Consider the following 22,409-nt stretch of genomic DNA (forward strand, 5'->3'; position numbering starts at 1 on the left):
AACAGCCTTTTTTATTTATTATTTGATTATTTACAAATTATATTGTGCTTTAACTGCCGTATTGTTCAACTAAAACCGGCTTTTCAAATGCGTTATCCAGCTTGCGAAGTTTAGCCTTCACCGCTTCTGGTGGCTCAACCGCAGGTGCATCTGGATGAAGCAGCCATGATTTCACAAAGTGTGTATCGGACAATTGATAGAGTGGAGGCTCTTTCTCAAAGTCAATTTTCATAGCATAAGAACTGCGGGCTGCAAAGGCATCCCCTACAGGTGGGTGAAGCAGATCCGGTGGTGTTCCCGGGATCGCAGCCAGCTTCTGACCATGGCTGTCCAAACTAGGCATGGAAGCGAGGAGTCCCCATGTATATGGATGTTTCGGGTTATAGAAAATTTCATTAACCGTACCTGTTTCCACGATTTGTCCTGCATACATAACAGCTACACGATCTGCCATCTTTGCCACAACACCAAGGTCATGAGTAATAAAGATGATAGAGGTATCGATCTTTTTCTGAAGGTCCTTCATCAGTTCCAGAATTTGAGCTTGAATGGTTACATCCAACGCAGTCGTCGGCTCATCGGCAATCAGAAGTTTAGGATTAGCTGCCAATGCCATCGCAATAACGACACGTTGGCGCATACCACCACTGAACTCATGCGGATATTGGTTGAAACGCTGTTCAGGGTGTGGAATACCTACCAGGTTCAGCAACTCAATGCCCCGCTTGCGAGCAGCATCTTTGGATATCTTTTCATGCTTGAAAAGCACTTCCGTGATCTGCTTGCCGACTTTCATCGTCGGGTTAAGCGAAGTCATAGGGTCCTGAGAAATCAACCCAATTTCCTTACCACGAATTTTTTGCATTTGCTTTTCCGTTTTATGAATCAGCTCTTCCCCGTCAAACAAAATTTGACCCTTTTGATAAACGCCCGGAGGAGTTGGGATCAGCTTCATGACAGCTTGCGAGGTTACACTTTTGCCTGAGCCGGATTCGCCGACAATCGCCAGCGTCTCTCCTTTATTGACATGAAAGTTTACGCCACGAATGGCCTGCACTAGTCCCTGACGGGTCTTGAAAGATATCGTTAAGTCCTTCACTTCCAAAAGGCGGTTCATCTCATCACTCTTTCATTTATTATTCATCATTATTATTGACCACTATCTAAAAAAACGACGTTCATGAGTCAAGGTATATACGAATAATTTTACTCATTTTAGTACCTGCCAGTCAAGCAATATCTAAAATATCACCAAAAACCTAACATAATACGTCATATTAGTGGTATATTTTAGCGATAAATTGATCATTTTTAACCATTTTTGTCTCATTTATAACATGTGTCATGACATGCGTTGAATGTAGCTGAAGCGCGCCCCACCTAATGGCGACCGTGTACAAAGTAATTCTCCATTCAGTCGCGAGGCTATTTGACGGCAGATAGCCAATCCTAGACCCGTGACACCATTGGATCCCGTATAGAATCTTCCAAACACCTCGGCTGCTTCAGATTCGGTTAGGCCTTTCCCATCATCATCTACATGCATAACCCACACAACCTCCGGTGTTGTCCCTGTCTCCAAATGAATGACAACCTCCGTAGAGGTATGTCGAACTGCATTTTGCAGCAAATTCAATATCATGCGGAATAATTGCTCGGCTGGCACGGCCACATGCAGACCCTCTCCCTCCACTCGCAGCGAGATAGAGCGTTCACTGGCCATCGGCATCAACAGATGAACAGCGTCCTCCGCCATGCTTCTCAGATCAACCAGAGAGACAGGCCATTCCTCATTCAGCGCCTCCAGCCTCGATAGCTGAAGCAACTTTTCCACCATATCAATTAATCGCTGGGATTGCACTCTAATAATGCTCAGTCCCTCATCCTGAGATACCACTTGATCCTGAATGGCATATACATAGCCTTGAATGGACATTAACGGTGTCCTTAGCTCGTGTGATACATTTTGTAGAAATTCAATTTGGCTGTGGTGGTGCTGCTGAATGCGGGCGGACATGGAATGAAAGGTGCCAATCAATTCGCCAATTTCGCTTTTGTCCGCCTGTGGAAAATCACTATCCTGTGGCTGATTTGGCTCATAGTTGCCCACCGCCTCCTTCAATCGTTTGAGCGGACGTACCAGACGTGAAACAACCATCAGACCAATAACGAGAATCACCATAAAGCTCGCGATAATCGACAGCAGCGTAGTTCTCATTAACGGTACATAAAGAGCTCTTAAGGAAGATAAGGGTGAATATACAAAAATACGAAAAGGTTGCCCAGGCAATTCTTCATTCGTAAACAGTATCTTTTTACCTTGAAGGACAGCAACACCCTCATGTGTAGTAACCAACTCGTGGGCAGACGGATGAACCGATGCAAAAAAGCCCTGGCGGGTCAACAGCAAACGCTCAAGCTTTTTGCCTTCCATTCCAGCGACGCTGGAGTCGATGATGCGGTTGTCCGTGCTTAAAATAAAATAATCGGCAGATAAAAGCACACCCTTGATAACATAGTGAAATTCAGCATTATCCAGCCGATCAAATCCTCCGTCACTCATAATATGAACGGCTTTCCGTGCCTGATCATGGAGCTTAGATTTGGCCTGATTTACCAGAATGTCATCAATGAGCCTAATGAACAAGACCACCGTTATACAGACGGTAATCAGCATTGCAATGGAGAGGGACAGCAGAATTTTAGCTCTCATCGTACGCATGGCTTACTTCTCCTGAACCGTTGCTTTATATCCAAAGCCCCATACCGTGTTAATGACGAGTGTGGAGTGGTATTCTGCCAACTTTTTGCGAATCCGTTTGACCAGATCATCTACGACCCTCACATCTCCTATAAAATCATAGCTCCACACCTGCTGAATCAAATGCTCTCGGCCAAAAGGTCGTTCCAGATGATTCGCAAGAAACAGCAGCAGATCGAATTCACGTGAGGTCAAATTCACCGCTTGTCCGTCTACTGTAACTTTACGAAAGTCAGCAAAAATGCATAGATTGCCCGCATGGCAAAGGTTTGCGTTCTCTGTTGCTTGCTTGTCATCAGATGCAGATGTGCCCGCCTTGCTAAGCCTTAGCATCGCCTTGACCCTTCCCACCAGCTCCCTTGGATTAAAGGGCTTGGTCAAAAAATCACTGCATCCCAATTCCAGTCCATGGATGCGGTCATTTTCCTCTCCGCGCGCGGAGATCATGATGATTGGCATTTCTGTAAACTCACGAAGCTGAGTCAATAAAGAAAGCCCGTCAATGCCTGGCATCATAATATCAAGCACAAGACAATCCGGACGGTTGGTTCGGATATGCTCTACCAGTGTTTTCCCACTGGAAAAGGAAGTTACCTCATAGGACTCTTTTTTCAAATATTCAGATATTAGTTGCAAAATGAACACATCGTCATCCACTACTACTATTTTTGTCATAGCCTTAACCCCTTGCTGTTGTTCTGAATGCTAGCATCCTTTCCTAAGCTTAACAGAAGCCCCGCAGAATAGACAAAAGACGGGTACACCGTTCCCGGTCCCGTCTTTTCTTATCATGAATCGCTGCTCTATATGCCAGGTGAACTGAAAGCTAACTAACTTCTACCTTCTACCTTATTTTTTGTTTGTTACTACTTTAGCAGCTGCTTTTGGAGTTGTTTTCACCGTTTTTGGAGCTGTTTTTGCTTGAACTGCTTTTTTTACTGGAGCTTTATGGGTCACTTTTTTAGCTACGACATGGTGTGCACGGGTTTTATGTGCTGCTACCTTGCGTTGAACAGCTTTATGTTTTTTTGCATGATGTTTAACTGTGCGGTGTTTTGCTTTTACTGCTTTTACTTTGTGGCTTGCCACTTTTTTCGCAACGGCTTTTTTGGCAGGAGCCTTTTTTGCTTTAGTTGTTGCTTTATGAGCTGTTGCAGCTTTTTTAACAGGTGCTTTCACCTCAGGTGCTTTCGTTACAGGTGCTTTTGCCGGTGTTTTGCTAGCAGGAGTCGTAACCACAGGAGCTTTGACGGCAGGTGCAGTGGTGGCTGGGGTTGTGGTTGTTGGAGTTGTAGTTGCTGTAGCAGCGAATGCACTGCTTGCTCCTCCCAGTACGCTTACTACGGTTAATACGGCTGCTGCATTTTTAGTCCATTTTTTCATGATTGAATCACCTCTCCTTTAAAGTATCTTTAGCTTATCAGGAGAATTCGGGATAATTGTGGAAGAAATATGTGAAAAGTATATGAAAAAAGCGTACAGCTCTGTATCTGGAAAATACATGAGTCTGCACGCTATAAGTGTTACATCATTACCTACGCTAACCGATGGCAATCCAGGAAACAATCCCGTAGTTATGCGCGGTTTCACTCCACTTGGTTACGACGATCACCGCTCCATGAGTCGTCTGAGATTTCAGCGTCGCATGAAAGAGAGGATGGTTCGTCATCGCTACCAATGTGTAGTCCGGGTTCACAAACGGCTCCCCGAATATAATGGTTACTTCTGTCTCTCCTTCGCTTCCCTTTAAAAGAAACGGCGCTCTACCAAACTGCTGCAATGCAGGCTGATTTGCACAAGTACGGACCGGGGTGATGCTCAAATGCTCTGGTTTCACTGCGTTCAGTTCCAGCTCACGTGAGCCCACGGAACCTTCTACCAGATGATGACCTTCGATGCTCTGCTCTGCCACATGATGACTTTGTACCGCAGCGGCCTGCAGATGCTCTGGACCTACAGCTTCTGGACTCAGCACCTCACTGTCGACGACCTGAGCTTGCAGATGACTGCGGGATATACTGTTCGCCTGAAGTCTGTCGCCACTGACCCCTTCCTCCGGCAAAAGCCCCGAGAGATGAATATCTGTGGACAATTGCGCCAGTGTCACCGAGCCGGGTTTCAAGTGATGCGAATCAATGACTTCCTCTGCAATATGACGGCCTTCAATTGCCTCTTCAGTCACATGGCGGGACTCCACCGTTCCAGTTGCGAGTTTGCCGGACGTCACTGCTCCATCTTGTATAGCTTGCTCTGACACCACCTGCCAGCCGATATGCTGTGATTGAATAGCTCCTGCTTGCAAATGCTCGGACTGGACAGAATCCGGGGCGATGTGCCGGGACTGCACAATCCCCTCGGCCAATGCTGACTCGTGAATCGCCCCATCGGACAAATGCTGAGAGTGTACGGCATGCTCTGTCAAATGCACGGAGCCTACGCTGGCTTCCGCCAGATGCGAAGCACGCACGGCCCGAAGCGCAAGCTTCTCAGCGTTCACGCTGCCTGCCTGGAGCGCGTGAACAGATACACTCCCTGGCGCAATATGCTGGGTCGTCACTGCTGAAGGCTGCAAGTGGGCTGAGGTCACACTTTCCGGCGCCAAATGGCTCGACTGGATCGTCTCTTCTGCCAAATGGTGGGCTTGCACCGCTTCATCCGTAATGTGCCATGGCTGTACGGAATGTGGAGATATTTTGGCAGCAGTCACGACCTCATCTGCCAGTTTATCAGACGTAACGGACGCATCCTGTAATGCATCGGTCGATATGGCCCGGGATGCGATATGTTCTCCGTAAATGGTTCCAGCGTGCAGGTGATGCGGCTGAATCGATTCCGGAGCAATATGTCCGGACTTTACTGCCCCCTCGGCCAGGGCTGTGTCCTGTACTGCTCCAGCTGCCAAATGCTGGGAGTGGACCGACTGTGCGGACAAATGTGAAGGACCCACGCTGCCTTCCGCCAAATTCGTTCCTTGCACTGAGTAGGCTGCCAGTTTCTCCGAGGTGACGCTTTCCGCTTGTAGTGCACGACTGGACACACTATCTTGAGCCAGATGGCTTGCAAGTACAGCCGAAGGCTGCAAGTGGGCTGAGGTGACACTTTCCGGCGCCAAATGGCTCGACTGGATTGTCTCTTCTGCCAAATGATTGGCTTGCACCGCTTCATCCGTGATATGCCATGGCTGTACGGAATGTGGAGATATTTTGGCAGCAGTCACGACCTCATCTGCTAGTTTGTCGGACGTAACAGACGCATCCTGTAAAACATCAGTCGATATGGCCTGGGATGCGATGTGTTCGCCCTGAATGGTTCCAATATGCAGATGGTGCGACTGGATCGATTCTGGGGCAATGTGCACGGATTTCACTACCCCCTCGGCTAGCGCTGTATCCTGCACTGCGCCGACTGCCAAATGCTGGGGGTGGACCGACTGTGCGCACAAATGCGAAGGACCGACGCTTCCTTCCGCCAGATTCGTCCCTTGCACGGAGCGCGCTGCGAGCTTTTCCGAAGTGACGCTTTCCGCTTGTAGCGCATGACCGGATACACTATCCGGCGCCAAATGGCTTGCAAGTATCACCGAAGACTGCAAGTGGGCTGAGGTGACACTTTCCGAGGCCAGATGGCTCGACTGAACGGCCTCTTCTGCCAAATGATGGGCTTGCACGGCTTCATCTGCAATGTGCCACGGCTGTACCGAGTGCGCCGACAGCTTAGCGGCAGTCACACCCTCATCCGCCAATTTATCAGACGTAACGGACGCATCCTGCAATGCATCAGTCGATATCGACTGGGATGCCAGATGCTCTCCCTGAATGGCTCCAGTGTACAGATGATGGGACTGGATCGATTCTGGAGCGATATGCACAGACTTCACTGCTCCCTCGGCTAGCGCCCTATCCTGTACCGCTCCGGCTACCAGATGCCGACTGTGTACGGACTGTGCAGACAGATGTGACGGGCCGATGCTGCCTTCCGCCAGATTCGTCCCTTGTACCGAGCGTGCCGCCAGCTTTTCCGAGGTGACGCTTTCCGCCTGTAGTGCACGACCGGATACACTATCTGGCGCCAGATGGCTCGTAAGGACTGAGGAAGCCTGCAAATGGCGAGAGGTAACAGATTCCGAAGCCAGATGGCTTGACTGGATGGCTTCTGCTGCCAAATGATTGGCTTGCACGGCTTCATCTGTAATGTGCCATGGCTGTACCGAGTCCACCGACAGCTTGGCGGCAGTCACACTCTCATCCGCCAATTTATCAGGCGTAACGGACGCGTCCTGCAACGCATCAGTCGGTATGGCCTGGGATGCGATATGCTCTCCCTGAATGATTCCAGCGTGCAGGTGATGCGGCTGGATCGACCCCGGGGAAATGTGTACCGACTTCACTGCACCCTTCGCCAGCGTTGTATCCTGTACTGCGCCAGTTGCCAAATGCCGGGCGTGTACTGACTGTGCAGACAAATGTGAGGGACCAACGCTGTCTTCCGCCAGATTCGTTCCCTGCACCGAATGGGCTGCGAGCTTATCAGAGGTGACGCTTTCCGCTTGTAGCGCACGACTAGACACACTATCTGACGCCAGATGGTGCGTGAGCACTGACGCGGACTGCAAGTGGGCTGAGGTGACACTTTCCGGCGCCAGATGGTTTGACTGAATGGTCCCTTCTGCCAAATGATTTCCCCGCACCGCTTCGTCTGTAATGTGCCACGACTGTACCGAGTGGGCCGACAGCTTGGCGGCAGTCACACCCTCATCCGCCAGTTTGTCAGATGTCACAGACTCATCTTGTAAAGCATCGGTCGATATGGCCTGGGATGCAATATGCTCTCCCTGAATGGTTTCAGTTTGCAGATGGTGCGGCTGGATCGATTCCGGGGCAATGTGCACCGACTTCACCGCCCCCTCTGCCAGCACTCTATCCTGTACCGATCCATTTGCCAAATGTCGCGTGTGTACAGACTGCACAGATAGATGTGAAGGGCCAATACTACCTTCCGCAAGGTTCATTCCTTGTACCGAGCGCGCCGCCAGCTTTTCCGAGGTAACACTTTCCGCTTGTAGTGCACGACCAGACACACTATCCGGAGCCAGGTGTCTCGTAAGCACCGAGGAGGCCTGTAGGTGCACCGAGGTGACCGCTCCAGATGCCAGATGTGTCGAGTCTACAACCGCCACGGCCAAGTGATTGCTTTGTACAGCTTCGTCCATAATATGTTCGGACTGCACTGCATGGGCTGACAGCTTGGTGGAAGTCACACCCTCATCCGCCAATTTATCGGACGTAACAGACGCATCCTGCAAAGCATCAGTTGATATGGCCTGCAGTGCAATATGCTCTTCCTGAATGATCCCGCTTTGTAGGTGCTCTGATTGGATGGATTCTGCTGCCAGATGCTCAGACTTCACAGCATTCTGGGCTAATATCGTTTCCTCTACTGCGCCTGCGGCCAAATGTCTGGTTTGTACGGCCTGTGCAGCCAGATGCCCAGGGCCCACGCTATTTTCCGCCAGGTTGGAAGCCTGCACAGCCCGAGCCGCCAACTTCTCGGAAGTGACGCTTTCCGACTGAAGTGCATGGCCGGACACACTATCTGGGGCGAGATGTTTGGTTTGGATCGAAGCGGACTGCAAATGGTTGGAGGTAACGGATTCCGGAGCGAGATGAGACGCCTCCACTGCCTCAACAGCCAGATGGTTGCTCAGCACTGCTTTATCCGTAATATGCCATGGCTGCACCGAACGAGCAGACAGCTTGGAGGAAGTGACACTGCCCTCAGCTAGCTTAGGCGCAGTAATCGCCAAATCGTTAATTTTATCCGTAGCCACACTTTCCGGCGATAATTTCAACGAAGTAACGGCATGATCCTGCAAATGGTGGGAGTATACCGCTCCACTGGCCAAATGCGCGGTTTGAACAGCGCCTTCGCTTAGTATGTCTGCGGTAACAGATTGATCCTGCAACGCCGCGGTTCCGACACTGTTTTCCCCAAGATGCTTGCTCTGTACAGAGCTTTGGGCCAAATGGGTCGAATCAACCGCTTGAGGCTGTAACGCCTTTCCACCCACACTGTTGTCGGCAAGATGGTTTTCACGGATTACTCCGGATGCAATGTGTACGTGGGTAACGGCTTGAGACGCAATTTTATTGCCGGTGACCGCGCCTGTGCCAATTTTAGTTTCTATCACTGCTTCATCAGCGATTTTGTCAGACTTAATAGCGCTCGGAGCAATGTGATTTTCCTTGACAGCCTGATTTGCCACATGATGATCCAGAACTGCACCCTTCCTTATTTTCTCGTTTGTCACAGCCCCGGCATGCAAATGCTGCTCCGTAACCGCCTCAGGTGCAATATGATCTTTCCGTATAATTTCCGATTGAAGATGCACGGAAGAGACTGCCTCCGGAGAAATCTGAGCTCCTTGTATGGCTGCTGTTGCAATATGTCTGGTAAGTACTGCCTCATCGGCAATTTTGTGTGGGAGAATGCTCTGATCCGATATTTTGGATGAAGTGACGGATTGATCCACAATTTGCAATGAGCCTACAGACTGATCTGCCAGTTTATTGGATTGAATACTCCGATCTGCGATATGCCGGGCTGTCACTTGGCCCGTTCCAAGCTGCTCTTCCCCAATGGAGCCAGGACTGAGATGCTTTCTTTCAATCGCTCCTGCCTGAATATGCACACTGGTGACTGCCTCAGATTCCAGATGACGCCCGCTGACAACACCTTCCTCCAATTGTTCTCTGCCCACAATTCCGTTGGTCAACTGCTGGCGATTAATCGAACCAGGAGCTAGATGCCGGGCATGAACGGCATGCTCAGTCAAGTGTGCGCTCTCAATGCTGCCTGCCTGGATTTTAGTTCCATCCACAGCCCCATCCCGCAGTTTGGAGGTGGTCACAGACTGATCGCCCAGCTTGGAGCTGTCGACAGCTTCATTCGCCAAATTGTTCGATTGAATCGTACCGCTGCGAATTTTATCGGAGGTGACCGACTGATCTTGAAGCATATCTGAGGACACGATCCATTGCTTGAAATGACGGCTCTCAATCGAGCCATTCGCAATATGATCGCCGCTGATAATTTTATCCGCCAGCTTTTCTGGAGTGATGCTTCCATCCCGAAGTTTTTCACCACTGATGGATCGATCCTGCAATTTACTGCCTGCCACAGATGCGTCCGACAAATGTTCGACCGTAATGGAGTCGGGAGCAATCTTCGAGGCAGTCACAGCACCGTCAGCTATTTTAATTGTATGAACAGCATAATCTGCTATAAATTCCGTTAGGATGCTCTCTTGTTTCAGTTTGCTGGAATCTATGGAAGCGGGAGCGATCTTTTCACCTGTCACAGCGAAATCACTCAAATCGTCTGTATAGATAAACGCGTTGTTTACATGTGGAGCCTTTTTATTGTTCAAAATTTCTTCCACATCAATTGGATCTGGTTCTGGCTCAGGCTCAGGTTCTGGGACTGGTTCTAGCTCAGGCTCAGGCAGTGGGGATTCCTCCATCGAAATTGGAGTCTCCTCTGCATCTGCAACCTCAATCTCTGTCTCGTGCAAAGCCTCGACTTCAGGCTCTACAACTGTCTGTAGCTCCGACTCCTCTGTCGTTGGGGGAGGCGGAGAAGCAACTTGATGAATTCTTGCTTCTGTCTCCCTCTCCGCAGGCAGTGGTTTTGAGCGTTGTATCATACTTAACTCATTCATATCCGGGTCAATTACACGATAGAGCGGCTTTTTGTTTCTATTGGTTTTGCGGCTCTTGTTCTTCAAGCAGCTCTCTCCCTTCTCATGTTTATCGTTACAGCATCATATGCAGACTCTTAGGCACTTGCCACCCTGTACAGGGATTCACTTTTGGGCAAAAAGAATACTCACTGAAATCCACGTTTGAAAAAAAATTGTTAAAAGTTAAAATAGTAAGGGTGAAGATTGCTACAAGAAGAGAGGAACTACAATAACATGATTATCAAACCAAGAACACGTGGCTTTATCTGCACCACTGCTCATCCGGTGGGCTGTGCCCAACATGTTCAGGAGCAAATTGACTATGTACAAGCCCGTCCGGCTATCCAGGGACCTCGTAATGTACTTGTGATCGGGGCATCTGCCGGATATGGGCTGGCTTCTCGAATTACGGCCGCTTTTGGGGCGCGTGCCAATACAATTGGTGTATATCGTCCTAGCAATGCTACGGCTACACGCACAGCATCTGCAGGCTGGTACAATTCTGCTGCATTTGAGAAAGCTGCTCAGGAAGCCGGGCTTAAATCTTTAAGCGTGACAGGGGATGCCTTCTCGGATGAAGTCAAAGCCAAAACGGTGGAAGCCATTCGCGAAGAACTGGGACAAGTCGATCTGGTAGTTTACAGTGTTGCTTCAGGTCGCCGCACCAATCCTCGCACGGGCGAAACATCTAATTCGGTGCTCAAGCCTATTGGTGAGTCCTACACGAATAAGACCGTTAACTTCCACACCGGTGAAGTCAGCAGCGTGACGCTTGAGCCAGCTACAGAAGAAGAAATACAGGGGACTGTAGAGGTTATGGGCGGCGAGGATTGGAGATTATGGATTGACGCCCTGCGTGCAGGCGGTGTACTCGCTGATCATGCCACTACCTTCTCTTTTTCGTATATCGGTTCAGATATTACCCAAGCCATCTACCGAGAAGGCAGTATCGGAAGTGCAAAAGATCATCTGGAAGCGACAGCGCGTCAGCTGAACGACCAGCTAAAAACTACAGGGGGACGTTCCTTCGTCGCAGTCACCAAAGGACTCGTGACCCAATCCAGCTCTGCCATCCCTGTCGTCCCTCTGTATATTTCCGCTTTATATAAGGTGATGAAGGAAAAAGGGCTGCATGAAGGGTGCATAGAACAGAGCTACCGCCTGTTTGCCGAGCGTCTGTACGCACCAGAAACGGCTGTAGATGAAGAAGGTCGTATTCGCATTGATGATTGGGAACTGCGCGAGGATGTGCAGACAGAAGTAGCGAAAATATGGGAGGAACTGACGACCCAAAATATCTATGAATTGTCCGATCTTGAAGGATATCGTCGCGAATTTTTCCAGCTGTTCGGTTTTGAGTTCGAGGGTGTGGACTATGAGGCTGACATTGATCCTATCGTAAATATTCCTAACGTGCGCTAAGTCCTTTAGTGCCGCCATTCGGTTGGAAAAACATAAAAAGCTGTCCCCAGCAGAAGAGTGTTTCGTTCTGCATAGGGACAGCTTTTGTTTACTGCTACATGACGTAACATTGCAATTTTAAAATGGTTTTGATATTGTACGGGTAGGCATAGCAAAATCCCCCTTCTTACCAAAAGGGTAAACACAGTTGGACAAGTCCTACCTTGACTGACTGTGATTGTATTTGCTCAGCCCATCACATCCTTACAAGGAGGTGAACAATATGGCAAAAGACGTTCTGTGCGAAGTCAACTCATGCACGTACTGGGCTCAAGATAATAAATGCAGCGCAAGCTCTATTTATATCGTAAGCAACAAGCCTGCGGACACTCACACGTCCGAAGAAACAGACTGCAAAACCTTTGAAGCAAAGTAAACCTTAGTTTTAGTTTTTGAACCAAACTATAGCTTTATAGTGAAGGAGCCCCTGCCAGGGTTCCTTCTTTCTTATCATTCTAACAAGAATGATAATTATTATCAAGTCCTTTTTGGCCTATGTATAATGCTATTCGAAGTTTTTCGACTACGATCAAAACAAAAAAAGAAGCGTCTCCCTGAACGAGTCGCTTCTTGTGCTTGACCTTTTGTAATTGTTCCTGCTTGGTTGGCTTCATTCGCGTGTGCTGTGAGATCTCAGCATAATGATCGTTCGTTTTGCGGCTCTGTGCCGGACAATAGATCCCCGCGCGTTTCGCCTTGCTCAACGCCTTTTGTGTTTGAGTACGTGCCATACAACTTCACTCTCCTTGATTGGACTCCTTTTATCATAGCATCCAATAGGCAAATCGTGAATGGTTTGTCTAACTCAAGCATTCCTAATTTATTAAATGTCTGAAAAAATATCCGAGTCGCCACTGGAGGCCGCCACAATAAACACGATAACCAAGAAAATAATGATCAGTGCATAAATCAGTGTGCCGATAATACTACATACCAGTCCAGCGATGGCCATACCTCGGCCTTGCTCACCATATCGATTAATTTCCTTTAGGGAAAGACTGGACAAAATAATGCCCACAATTCCGATAATCAACCCAAGATAGGGAATGACCACAGATAAAATCCCAAGCACCATCGAGGCAACCGCTTTACTGTTTGTAGGTGGGACTACTGGGGGCTGGTTAAATGGGGCGTTATAATCGTTCGGGTCCTGAAAAGGATCGGAAGATCGAGGCTCCTTGTACAAGTCACTCATCTGTTTAATTCAACTCCATTATGTAAAATAGCAATATATACGTTCTAGGGTACCACAATCTTACAAATCAGGACAGTACTTATTTCAATTTTTCAACTGAGAACGCTAAAAAGAAGAAGCATAGCATCTGAGCACTTTTTGGGATAACCAGGCATACAGTATTACCTAATTACAGATAAATTACGCTCCATGAGAGCATCCTGCCAAGGAGGACGGAGCTATGCCATATCGTGGAACATCTCGCAAGAAGGGCTCGCCTCACCAACGTTTACATGCAAAAACACTTCAGAAAATATCCGCCGCCATGCTGCCATTTTACAAAGCTATCGCAATCCGCCGTGCTTTTGCCATCCAATGGTCGCGAGCTGTCGTTCAAGGCAACTTGGATCGGATGAAATCCCTACTTTGCTCGGTAGCGCCATTTGCCGCCAAACAAGGCTTAGGCACGAATGGCATCGGCTACTTTATTTCCTTTTTCACTCAGCCACCGATGCTCTATTATACGAATGGTACGACGATTCCACCGGGGACAGTGCAGTTTACATTTGAGCCAAAGGTTCATCGCGCCATCGCCAAAGCCGTTTTTCCGCTGTATCGCGAATTGGCACGCAATCAATGCTTTGCTTCTGCATTAGCCAAAGCGATCAACAGGCAAGACCAGCGTGCCGTTCATGTCATGATCCGTAGTTTAATTCCCTCCTCTGCGCTAAAATCCGTACTCATTGAGGATGATGGCTTTGCATTGCTTTTTAAATACCCCTTTAGTAAGTACCCCTATCGCCATCTACTTTTTCGGGAGTTCACTTAGAAAAGTCGCTACAAGCGTGCTTGCTTAAGTTCTTCAATGAGCTCTTTTCCCAATTGTATAGCCATATCTGTCAGCACTCGGATTTCTTCCTTGGTTGCATGATCCAAATGCGCCCCGCAGCAAATGGCAAAGTTGCCTGCAAACTCTTTTCGCAAGCGGACTGCAATTTCTTCGGTAATATAAAATTCCTTGTGGTTTTGCAATTGAACGGTTTGAACCGGCTCAAGCCTAGCCCCTGCTGTAATCGTTCCCAAGTGAGGCTGATCGCCGCCTGATATGAGCACCACGATATCTTCCCCCATAAAATAGGCATCCAGCACAAGACGGATACGTCCGCTTTCTTTTTGCAAATGAATCAATATGATCCTCTCCTGCTAAAAAATATTATTGTGAAATGGTTCACTTTATAGATTAATGTTCATTGTATCGCTTCCCGGACTGTTCGACAATTTAAAAATGGCCCACAGCAGTCTCTATGAATAGGGACTTGCTGTGGGCCTGCATTTGCATTGCTGTCCTAAAAAGGGCATTTCATCCCTTACTGCTTAGCGAATCGTGATGGTATGCACTGCCTTACCGCTTGCGCCGTCATTATCCGTCACCGTAAGCTCCACGGTATATGTTCCGGCTGTGGTGAATTTATGCTTCACCTTCGAACCAACCGCCGTATCGCCGTCGCCAAAATTCCAACTGTAACTGACGATCTCACCATCTGCATCACGGGAAGCTTTGGCGTTAAATTGTACATTTTTGTTTTTCTTGGCTGAATCATTCGCCTGAATAATAGCTACCGGCTTTTCATTCGATGTAGGTGGATTAGGACCAGGCCCCTCTCCTCCACCAGGGGTTACATACAATCTTCCCGGCGCCTCCGTCTCCACTTGATTCCCCGCTGCATCCCTTGCCCGGATCACGATGACTCCGCCTTCCAGGTTCAGAGAAGATGAAGTAAGATAAATACCTTCATAGTGACCTGCCGAAGTTTCATTTAATGGAATTTCGTTGCGGGCCAGAGTGGACAGATTAAAGGGCAGCTCCACATGAAAGGACGCCTCCAAGCCAGATGCACTATCAAAAGATACTCGTACCGGCTGCCCTGGAGTGATACGTACATCCTCAGCTGGATTAATATTTTCAAGCTTCGGCAGCGCTGTATCGACATACACCGAGCGTGTAACAGTCGTTTCATTTTCGGCAAGATCTTTGGCCGTCACTGTAATTTGATTTTCACCTTCATTAATAAGCAACCGCTTGTTAAAGCTGCCGTCACTTCCGAATTCAGCAGGCTCGCCGTTAATCGTCAATTCGCTAAGGAACTCGTCGTACACCGTACCGGTTACACTGACTACACCCGCATTCGTACGGGCTCCTTCATCCGGTGAAGTCAGGATCAAACCCGGTTTCGTCTGATCGAGCGTCACAACCACTGGCTCGGAACGATCTGTTACTTTGCCGTATACCGCCGCTTGGACACTCAGCGGATTAGCACCTGGCTGAAGATCGACCGACAAACTGAACTGACGATCCTTCACTTTCGTTGTGCCGGCCAGCTCCTTGCCGTTAAAGAGCTGAATATCGGCTCCTTCAGCCGGAGAAGTCCCTGTGACGGTAATCGTATCTTCCTGTGTATACGTTGCCTTCGTAGGAGTCGTAATCGTTGGAGCATTCACCGGATATCTGACGATCGCCCGGATCATGTAGTTCCCTTCCGCTTCAGGTGATTGGCTCCATGTGCCGCTTACACCTTGCCAGCTGCGAAGCGCATTGGGGCTGTTTTCATCTGTAGCAAGCCCCGGTGACTGTGTGCCTACAGCAGACTGTGTATATACAATGTAAAAATCGCCTTGAACCGTCACCGGCTCTGGAAGTTGTACCGTCGTCCACTGTGTCTCATCCCGTACGGCAGTCCCGTTGAATGGACCAGCCAATAGTCGTCCAGGGGCTCCTGCTGCACCGGAGGCGTCATAGACAGAATATTGGAATGCCGTTCCTCCCGGATTCGGGAAGGCAGAGTTCCAGAACAGCAGCGATGCCCCAGTCACTTGTGCCACTTCGGACTCAGGTGTCATTCTCACTGCCCATGAATTCCCCGCCGCGTTAAAGGCTCTGGCATTTTCTCCTGTACCGTCATCATAGGCGATCCCTCCTTGGAAGCCAATGAAAGGCTTCAACGTGACATTCGCTTCTACACTGCCATTTGGAGGAGCCGTAACGGAAATACTGTCACTATAATAATTTTCGGCTGCAATGGATAATGTGTATGTTCCCTCCAACACGTCCAACGTGAATTCTCCAGCCTCATTCGTCTCTACCGGAGCAACACGTGCATCCTCCAGCACCAATACCTTCGCTTTTTGGATCGGTTCACCAGATTGCTTGTCGGTAATGACCCCGTGAATCGTACCATGAGGGACAGCCTGGAGACTAAAGTTTGCTCTGATGACTTTATTATTCTCAATCGTAACTGCTTTCGTCTGAGGCACGTAGCCGTAGGCTTCTGCCTTCAATGTATAGTCACCTGCCACATGAGTGAAGCTGTATTTGCCTGTGGTCGGGTCTGTTTTCACCGAACGTCCGGTTTCCAGTACCGTAACCGTAGCACTAGCAGGAAGACTATCGAGACCGACACGTCCACGCTCCACGGATGCTTCTGCCGGTTTCACCTTCTCTTGGAATTCACTCTTTTCAGTGCTTGTAATTTTGAACAACGGGAACTGTTCTTCCGCTTTTTCCGGCTTGATCTTGGACTCAGGTACGATATCCTTGGTCACGGTCGAAGCTGGAACACCCAGCACACGGAAATCGTCAATATACCAGCCATTTTTGTTCACACTGTTATCCGATTTTAAGCGGAAGCGAACTTGAATTTCATTGCCAGTATAGCTATCCAGGTTGTAATAAACAGGAGTCCATTTTTTTCCACTCGTATTATGTGAGAATTTGCCCAGCTCACTCCATGTGTCGCCATTGTTTTTGGACACTTCTACATATCCATAATCATAGCCGCCCTCAATTTCAAACCAGTGATTGAAGGTCAGTGTTGCGTTGCGTATACCATTCAAATTAATTTTTGGAGAAACCAGTGAAAAGTCGGCACCATTCTCATAGTTGCCATCGAGATCAGTGGCCCACACATTCGGTTTGGACAATGCGCTCTCCGGTCCTACTTCCTTAGGAACGCCGCGTTCCCATTCATCCTTGGTACCGGAATGAGTCCAGCCATTGTCTGTGCTGCCGTCAAAATGATCGCTATATAGCGTATCCGGCACGTCCACTCTCAGTGAAGCCTCGTTCGACTTGACGCTTTCGTTACCGCTGTAATCCTCGGCCGCCACTGCATAATGATAGGTCGCACCACCGACGGTGATTGTATCTGTGTAAGTCAGTCCAGAGGTTGTACCAATAGAAGTATAATTTTTGCCGGACTGGGTAGAGCGATACACCTTATACTGCTTCACATCCTCATCGGAGGAAGCATCCCAAGCGAGTGTGACGTTGCCTACCGTATCTGCCTCAGCCGTCAAATGACCAGGTGCAGCAGGTGCGACAGCATCTGGTTCCTGAATGGACAGGTCGTCAATGTACCAGCCATCTTTCACGATCGTATTATCACTAGTAAAGTTGAACAGGAGGTATACCTTTTGACCCGCAAATGCTCGCAAATCAAGATATTGTGTTTTCCAGCCGTTGCTGCTGCCAGTAAACGATAGTACCTGTTCAAACGCATTCTGATTGTTTGTGGTCGCTACATACACCTTGCCGAAATCAGAATTATTTTCAAGATCATACCAATGCTTGAAGCTGACCAGCGCCCCCTTGGAACTCTTGGTCAAATCAATGGGAGGGACCATAAAATAACTGTTGGTATTAGCCTGGTATTGGCCTTCGAGATTGGTCGCAATGACCTTTGTACCCGAATGTGCGCTTTTAGGACCGCTTGTCGGGATTCCCCATTTCCAAACACCACCTTGACCCCCGATATTGATACCGGCGATGTCTTTTTCAAAGTCTTGTGTGTAGCCTGGTGTAACACCCTTGGAGACATTTACCTTATATACTTCCGTTTCAAATCCATTATTACCGTAATCATTTACACGGATATAGTATTCCAGACCTGCGCTGTCCACCAAAAAGGTCGGAATGGACGCTTGATATGTACCGTCTTTGCTGTCTCCGGAGGTCCGCTCCAACGGAATATATACATAATTTGACGAACCCGCTGTTTTGGCAAATGCCTCAACGGCTGTTACGCCGACATTATCGGTTACATGAGCTGTCAAAGGTATATCAAGACCCTCGAATGCAGCTGCAGGCGGGGTATGCTCAAGAACAGGTGCTTCCAAGTCGTCGCCACCCGTTACGACTTTACCGGATACGGAGCCTAGACCCTGCATAACAGATCCGACTGCATCGAGTGCATTAATAACACCATGTCCATATCCATTGTTTGGCGAAGTAGGATAGGTGCTGTCCGTGCGTGGTGTGGCTGTGTTCATCAAAATTTCCTCCAGCTGGTCTACTGTAAGAGAATGATTCGCTTGCAGCAGCAGAGCAGCAAGACCGGCAACATGAGGACCCGCCATGGAAGTACCGTTATACCCACCTTTATAGCCGCCACCAGCTACGGATGATCGGATATTTACTCCTGGCGCGGAAACTTCGGGCTTGATTTCACCATAAGGTGAGGGTCCCAGCAATGAAAAGCTGCCTAGTTTATCATTGATATTGGTTGCCCCAGTGGCAAAGGATTCCGGATAGTTGGCCGGATTGGCGACCGATCCAGGTCCTCCCGGATTGGAGAGAGAGGTATTCCCTGCGGAGAATTCAGGGAAGATTTGAGCATCCCGCCAGGCCTGAACTACAGGACGGAACCATTCGTCAAGGCCCGGTCCGCCTCCCCACGAGTTGTTCACTACGTCTGGAGCAAGCTCGGGATGAAGATTACCTTGCGCGTCTTTTGGCGCAAGCAGCCATTGACCGCCGTCCAGTATAATCGCATCCGTCGTTTCCGGATTAAAAATCCGAACCGCAATCCACTTCGCACCAGGAGCAACGCCCACTCGGTTCGTCCCATTTTCCTCGGATCCGACCATCGTGCCCATCGTATGCGTACCATGAGAATCGTCTTCCTGATCGACCGGAAGCGGTGCATGACTATGCGGATCGTACCAGCTCAGCTCAGGGTTCACGATATTGCCCGCCGCATCCAGACCACGCCATTTGCGATGCAGGGCCGGATGCGTGTAGTCAACGCCTGTATCGAGATTGGCGACCACGATTCCGGTTCCGTCAATTCCTTTTTCCCACACTTGAGGTGCGTTGATATGGGATATGTTCCATTCCACCGTAGATGGGTCCACAGCGTTCTTACCTGTATTGCCAGGCAGTGCTGATGTTTTGCCATCGTCCTTTTTCGGTTCTACAGCTTTCTGTGCTGTGTCGGACTTTGCCGTTCCTGCTGTTGCTGCCGTTGCTGTTCCAGCTGCTGTAGCGCCTGTATCCTCTGGCTGCTTATCAACCGTTACCTTTTGCAGATAACGTGTTTCATTTGGCAAAATTTTATCAACTTCGGGCAGCTTCGAAATATGATCCAGCACCTCCTTGGTGCTCGTGACAGCCAAAGCATTGACTATAAAATAGCTTTTATATTCCTTTACTCCGCCGCTCTCTGATTGCTTGTCCAAGTAACTTTCAAGCCCATATTGGGTTCTGGAAGCCGTTTCACGCAGAGAGCTGATTACATGGCTGCGCGCAGCCATTTTGGCAGCGGAAGGTGTTATTTTCTCAAGTGAGGCCTTCTGGAGGGCATTTTTGGAAACCTTATTGGTATCTACCTGTTCTTTTAATTTGACCAAATAAGTAACATAGTTGTTCTCCTCAAACTGTTTGGTCAGTTTCGGGGACACCTTCGCGGTCGTGACCTTGTGTGAGGCTGATTTCAGCTCCAACTTGGAGCCATCCGGGGTGTTATTCGCTAAAGCAGGTTGAACAAATGAAAAGGCCATAAGCAAAGAGAGTCCAATAGACAACGGTTTCTTGAAACGTCTAGGTTTAATCAATTACTTCTCCACTCCTTTTACTAGGTTTAATGGTTCCGAAATAACCTGTACAGAGTCAGACCTCATGCCTTGCACATCAAACACGCGGCTTACACAATACGATGTGTTGGCGACCACCTCCTTCATAGATTATAGTGAAAAACACAAAAATATTAGGCGATTCATAGATGGAAGTACTTCATAGGTGAGTTTAAAATCCAATAGAAAAGCGATAAAACTCTAGTAGATACCTAGGAGAAAGAGCAGGAGCAATTCGAAGAAAAAAACATGTTATATCATTACATTTTATATTAAAAATTGATATAAAATCATATATTATGGATAGTATAAAGTTACCAAAACAGATATACAAGTCATTTTTTTGCATTTTTCTTGAAATTCTATGATTTTTATGTTTATTTATGTACGAAAACCCCTTTTAAGCAGCTACGTCATGATTGCAACCCACGGTTAGCCGTTGCATGCAATCCTTATACGAACCGCCAAAGGGATTTTCGGAGATCTTTATTTAACCTGTCTGATTATTTTTAGTTAAGTACGGAATTCACCGCAGCAAGCGCATCGATCAGACCATTTCCATAGCCGTTGTTGGGCGAAGTCGGATACTGACTGTCTGTCAGCGGTGTTGCGGTTTTCGAAATAACATCCTCCAATTGATCCACAGTTAATGATGGTTTAGCCTGCAGCAGCAATGCCGCTAACCCAGCCGTATGCGGACCTGCCATAGAGGTGCCGTTCCAGCCTCCCTCATAAACTCCTCCAGGTACAGAAGAACGAATGTTTACACCAGGAGCCGAAATCTCTGGCTTCACTTCACCATAAGGAGAAGGACCACGCAACGAGAAGCTAGTCAGCTTGTTATTGATATCAGTGGCTCCTGTGGCATAGGCTTCTGGCAAGTTAGCCGGATTGGCTACAGACCCAGGTCCGCCGGGATTCGACAGCGTTGTATTGCCTGCGGAGAACTCAGGGAAAATTTGGGCCGCTCTCCACGCCTTGGTCACTGGACGATACCATTCGTCCAGGCCAGGTCCACCGCCCCAAGAATTATTTACCACATCTGGAGCAAGTTCAGGGTGCTTTTTGCCGTTTTTATCTACGGGCGCAAGAATCCACTGCCCACCATCCAGCAAGATGGAATCTGTGGTATCTGGATTGAATACCCGCACGGCAATCCACTTGGCCCCTGGGGCAACACCAATTTGATTCGTACCGTTGCTGTCTGAGCCAACGCTTGTCCCCATCGTATGTGTACCATGTCCATGGGAATCGGTTGGCAGCGCTGCTCCATTCACCGCATCATACCAGCTCAGCTCTGGATTGACGACTTGACCAGAAGCATTCAGCCCGCGCCATTTTCTTTTCAATGCTGGATGAGTATATTCAACACCCGTATCCAAATTAGCAACGACAATGCCTTTGCCGTCAATACCTTTGGCCCAAACCTGTGGTGCTTTAATTTTAGAAATATTCCACTCGACACGACTTGGCGTTACCGCATCTTTATACACGGATTCTTGCACCGATTTTTGTGCATTCTCTTCCGTCACAGCCGGGTCGATAGCAGTTTGATCTGCAACTGCTTGGTCTGTTGATTGCTCCCCTGCCGGCTGGGCATCCTTATCGATTTCTACCTTTTGCAGCTCGCGCTTTTCATCCGGTAAAATTTTGTCGATCTCAGGTAGGGTGGCGAGATTATCCATGACCTCTTTGGTACTGGTTACCGCAAATGCATTCACGATAAAGTAATTCTTATACTTTTTAACGTTTCCGTTATTGACTTCCTTCTTTAAGTATTCTTCCACAGAGGGTTGAGTTTTCTCTGCGGTATCCATGAGAGAGTTGACAACCGTTTTACGTACAGAAAGCTTAGCAGCGGCGGGGGAAATCTGCTCGGCCGAAGCCTTCTGAAAAGCATGCTTAGCCACAGACTCCGTATCTACCTGATCTTTTAATTTAACTAGATAGGTGACATACTCGCTGGTACTGAATTGCTGATTCAACTTGGCTGAAACCTTGGCGGAAATCGTCGATGCCCCTGCTGTAGAAGTTGTGCTGGAATCCGCATACACCGGAGAAATCAGAGAAAAAGCAAGAATAGCGGTAAAACTGACCGACAGCGTCTTTTTAATACGTTTCGACTTAATCAATACTTTTCATCTTCTTATACTTGGTTTTTTGATTCTTCAATGACAACCTTAAGGGCAGCAGCGTAAAAAGCTCACAAATAGCCTCTGGTACTCACCTCCTTTAAAAATATAGATCCCGGTGTGAAGTCATAGGTCATATTCTGAGGTGAACCACCTTTGGCGCAGACCGCAAGGAAGGACATTCAATTAAGAATTGTGGATAAGTCTAGGAAAAAGTAAGTGAAAAAGATGAAGAAA

13 protein-coding genes are annotated in these 22,409 nt (G+C 48.4%); 3 read left to right on the forward strand and 10 right to left on the reverse strand.

Annotated features, from left to right (window positions below; genetic code table 11):
- Window positions 1-49: 49 nt before the first annotated feature.
- The 5 genes from ACQQ6X_RS08380 to ACQQ6X_RS08400 form a co-directional block, all read right to left on the reverse strand.
- Window positions 50-1,117 carry an ABC transporter ATP-binding protein gene (locus ACQQ6X_RS08380; RefSeq protein ID WP_063211243.1) on the reverse strand — a complete coding sequence of 356 codons (1,068 nt, stop codon included), beginning with the start codon at window positions 1,115-1,117 and terminating at the stop codon, window positions 50-52.
- Window positions 1,118-1,342: 225 nt separating this feature from the next.
- The gene (locus tag ACQQ6X_RS08385; RefSeq protein WP_305165010.1) at window positions 1,343-2,722 is read right to left on the reverse strand and encodes a sensor histidine kinase; all 1,380 of its coding nucleotides are present in this window, start codon (window positions 2,720-2,722) and stop codon (window positions 1,343-1,345) included.
- 3 nt (window positions 2,723-2,725) lie between these two features.
- Window positions 2,726-3,436 carry a response regulator transcription factor gene (locus ACQQ6X_RS08390; protein ID WP_305165012.1) on the reverse strand — a complete coding sequence of 237 codons (711 nt, stop codon included), beginning with the start codon at window positions 3,434-3,436 and terminating at the stop codon, window positions 2,726-2,728.
- A 174-nt stretch (window positions 3,437-3,610) separates the two neighbouring features.
- Window positions 3,611-4,144: a hypothetical protein gene (locus ACQQ6X_RS08395; protein WP_305165014.1), complete on the reverse strand. Its 534-nt coding sequence runs from the start codon at window positions 4,142-4,144 to the stop codon at window positions 3,611-3,613.
- Between the two features lie 157 nt (window positions 4,145-4,301).
- Complete coding sequence (locus ACQQ6X_RS08400) at window positions 4,302-10,544, reverse strand: WIAG-tail domain (RefSeq protein WP_305165016.1); 6,243 nt, start codon at window positions 10,542-10,544, stop codon at window positions 4,302-4,304.
- Between the two features lie 189 nt (window positions 10,545-10,733).
- On the opposite strand from ACQQ6X_RS08400, the gene fabV reads away from it, so the two are divergent.
- Complete coding sequence (fabV, locus tag ACQQ6X_RS08405; protein WP_305165018.1) at window positions 10,734-11,921, forward strand: enoyl-ACP reductase FabV; 1,188 nt, start codon at window positions 10,734-10,736, stop codon at window positions 11,919-11,921.
- A 262-nt stretch (window positions 11,922-12,183) separates the two neighbouring features.
- A complete protein-coding gene (locus ACQQ6X_RS08410; protein ID WP_142613222.1) occupies window positions 12,184-12,336 on the forward strand; it encodes a DUF1540 domain-containing protein in 153 nt (50 codons plus the stop codon).
- 79 nt (window positions 12,337-12,415) lie between these two features.
- On the opposite strand, the gene ACQQ6X_RS08415 is transcribed toward ACQQ6X_RS08410, so the two are convergent.
- Together ACQQ6X_RS08415 and ACQQ6X_RS08420 are read right to left on the reverse strand one after the other, a co-directional pair.
- The gene (locus tag ACQQ6X_RS08415; protein ID WP_305165020.1) at window positions 12,416-12,691 is read right to left on the reverse strand and encodes a hypothetical protein; all 276 of its coding nucleotides are present in this window, start codon (window positions 12,689-12,691) and stop codon (window positions 12,416-12,418) included.
- A gap of 92 nt (window positions 12,692-12,783) precedes the next feature.
- The gene (locus tag ACQQ6X_RS08420; protein ID WP_305165022.1) at window positions 12,784-13,155 is read right to left on the reverse strand and encodes a DUF4190 domain-containing protein; all 372 of its coding nucleotides are present in this window, start codon (window positions 13,153-13,155) and stop codon (window positions 12,784-12,786) included.
- A gap of 220 nt (window positions 13,156-13,375) precedes the next feature.
- Between ACQQ6X_RS08420 and ACQQ6X_RS08425 the strand changes: the two genes are divergently transcribed.
- Window positions 13,376-13,963, forward strand: coding sequence for a hypothetical protein (locus tag ACQQ6X_RS08425; protein WP_149033927.1), 588 nt, complete (start codon window positions 13,376-13,378; stop codon window positions 13,961-13,963).
- Window positions 13,964-13,971: 8 nt separating this feature from the next.
- Here ACQQ6X_RS08425 and ACQQ6X_RS08430 read toward each other — a convergent pair whose 3' ends face one another.
- The 3 genes from ACQQ6X_RS08430 to ACQQ6X_RS08440 form a co-directional block, all read right to left on the reverse strand.
- The gene (locus ACQQ6X_RS08430) at window positions 13,972-14,322 is read right to left on the reverse strand and encodes a hypothetical protein (protein WP_305165026.1); all 351 of its coding nucleotides are present in this window, start codon (window positions 14,320-14,322) and stop codon (window positions 13,972-13,974) included.
- A gap of 186 nt (window positions 14,323-14,508) precedes the next feature.
- Window positions 14,509-20,022 carry a S8 family serine peptidase gene (locus tag ACQQ6X_RS08435; RefSeq protein WP_305165028.1) on the reverse strand — a complete coding sequence of 1,838 codons (5,514 nt, stop codon included), beginning with the start codon at window positions 20,020-20,022 and terminating at the stop codon, window positions 14,509-14,511.
- A 527-nt stretch (window positions 20,023-20,549) separates the two neighbouring features.
- The gene (locus ACQQ6X_RS08440) at window positions 20,550-22,172 is read right to left on the reverse strand and encodes a S8 family serine peptidase (protein ID WP_305165030.1); all 1,623 of its coding nucleotides are present in this window, start codon (window positions 22,170-22,172) and stop codon (window positions 20,550-20,552) included.
- Between the last annotated feature and the right edge of the window lie 237 nt (window positions 22,173-22,409).

This window comes from Paenibacillus ottowii (assembly GCF_050516475.1).
Classification (GTDB): Bacteria; Bacillota; Bacilli; order Paenibacillales; family Paenibacillaceae; genus Paenibacillus; species Paenibacillus ottowii.

What these genes read in the sequence shown, in the direction of transcription:
- ACQQ6X_RS08390 (WP_305165012.1), bottom strand. Translation starts at nt 3,436, where the DNA reads ATGACAAAAATAGTAGTAGTGGATGACGATGTGTTCATTTTGCAACTA.
- fabV (WP_305165018.1), top strand. Translation starts at nt 10,734, where the DNA reads ATGATTATCAAACCAAGAACACGTGGCTTTATCTGCACCACTGCTCAT.
- ACQQ6X_RS08395 (WP_305165014.1), bottom strand. Translation starts at nt 4,144, where the DNA reads ATGAAAAAATGGACTAAAAATGCAGCAGCCGTATTAACCGTAGTAAGC.
- ACQQ6X_RS08380 (WP_063211243.1), bottom strand. Translation starts at nt 1,117, where the DNA reads ATGAACCGCCTTTTGGAAGTGAAGGACTTAACGATATCTTTCAAGACC.
- ACQQ6X_RS08420 (WP_305165022.1), bottom strand. Translation starts at nt 13,155, where the DNA reads ATGAGTGACTTGTACAAGGAGCCTCGATCTTCCGATCCTTTTCAGGAC.
- ACQQ6X_RS08385 (WP_305165010.1), bottom strand. Translation starts at nt 2,722, where the DNA reads ATGCGTACGATGAGAGCTAAAATTCTGCTGTCCCTCTCCATTGCAATG.
- ACQQ6X_RS08415 (WP_305165020.1), bottom strand. Translation starts at nt 12,691, where the DNA reads ATGGCACGTACTCAAACACAAAAGGCGTTGAGCAAGGCGAAACGCGCG.
- ACQQ6X_RS08425 (WP_149033927.1), top strand. Translation starts at nt 13,376, where the DNA reads ATGCCATATCGTGGAACATCTCGCAAGAAGGGCTCGCCTCACCAACGT.
- ACQQ6X_RS08410 (WP_142613222.1), top strand. Translation starts at nt 12,184, where the DNA reads ATGGCAAAAGACGTTCTGTGCGAAGTCAACTCATGCACGTACTGGGCT.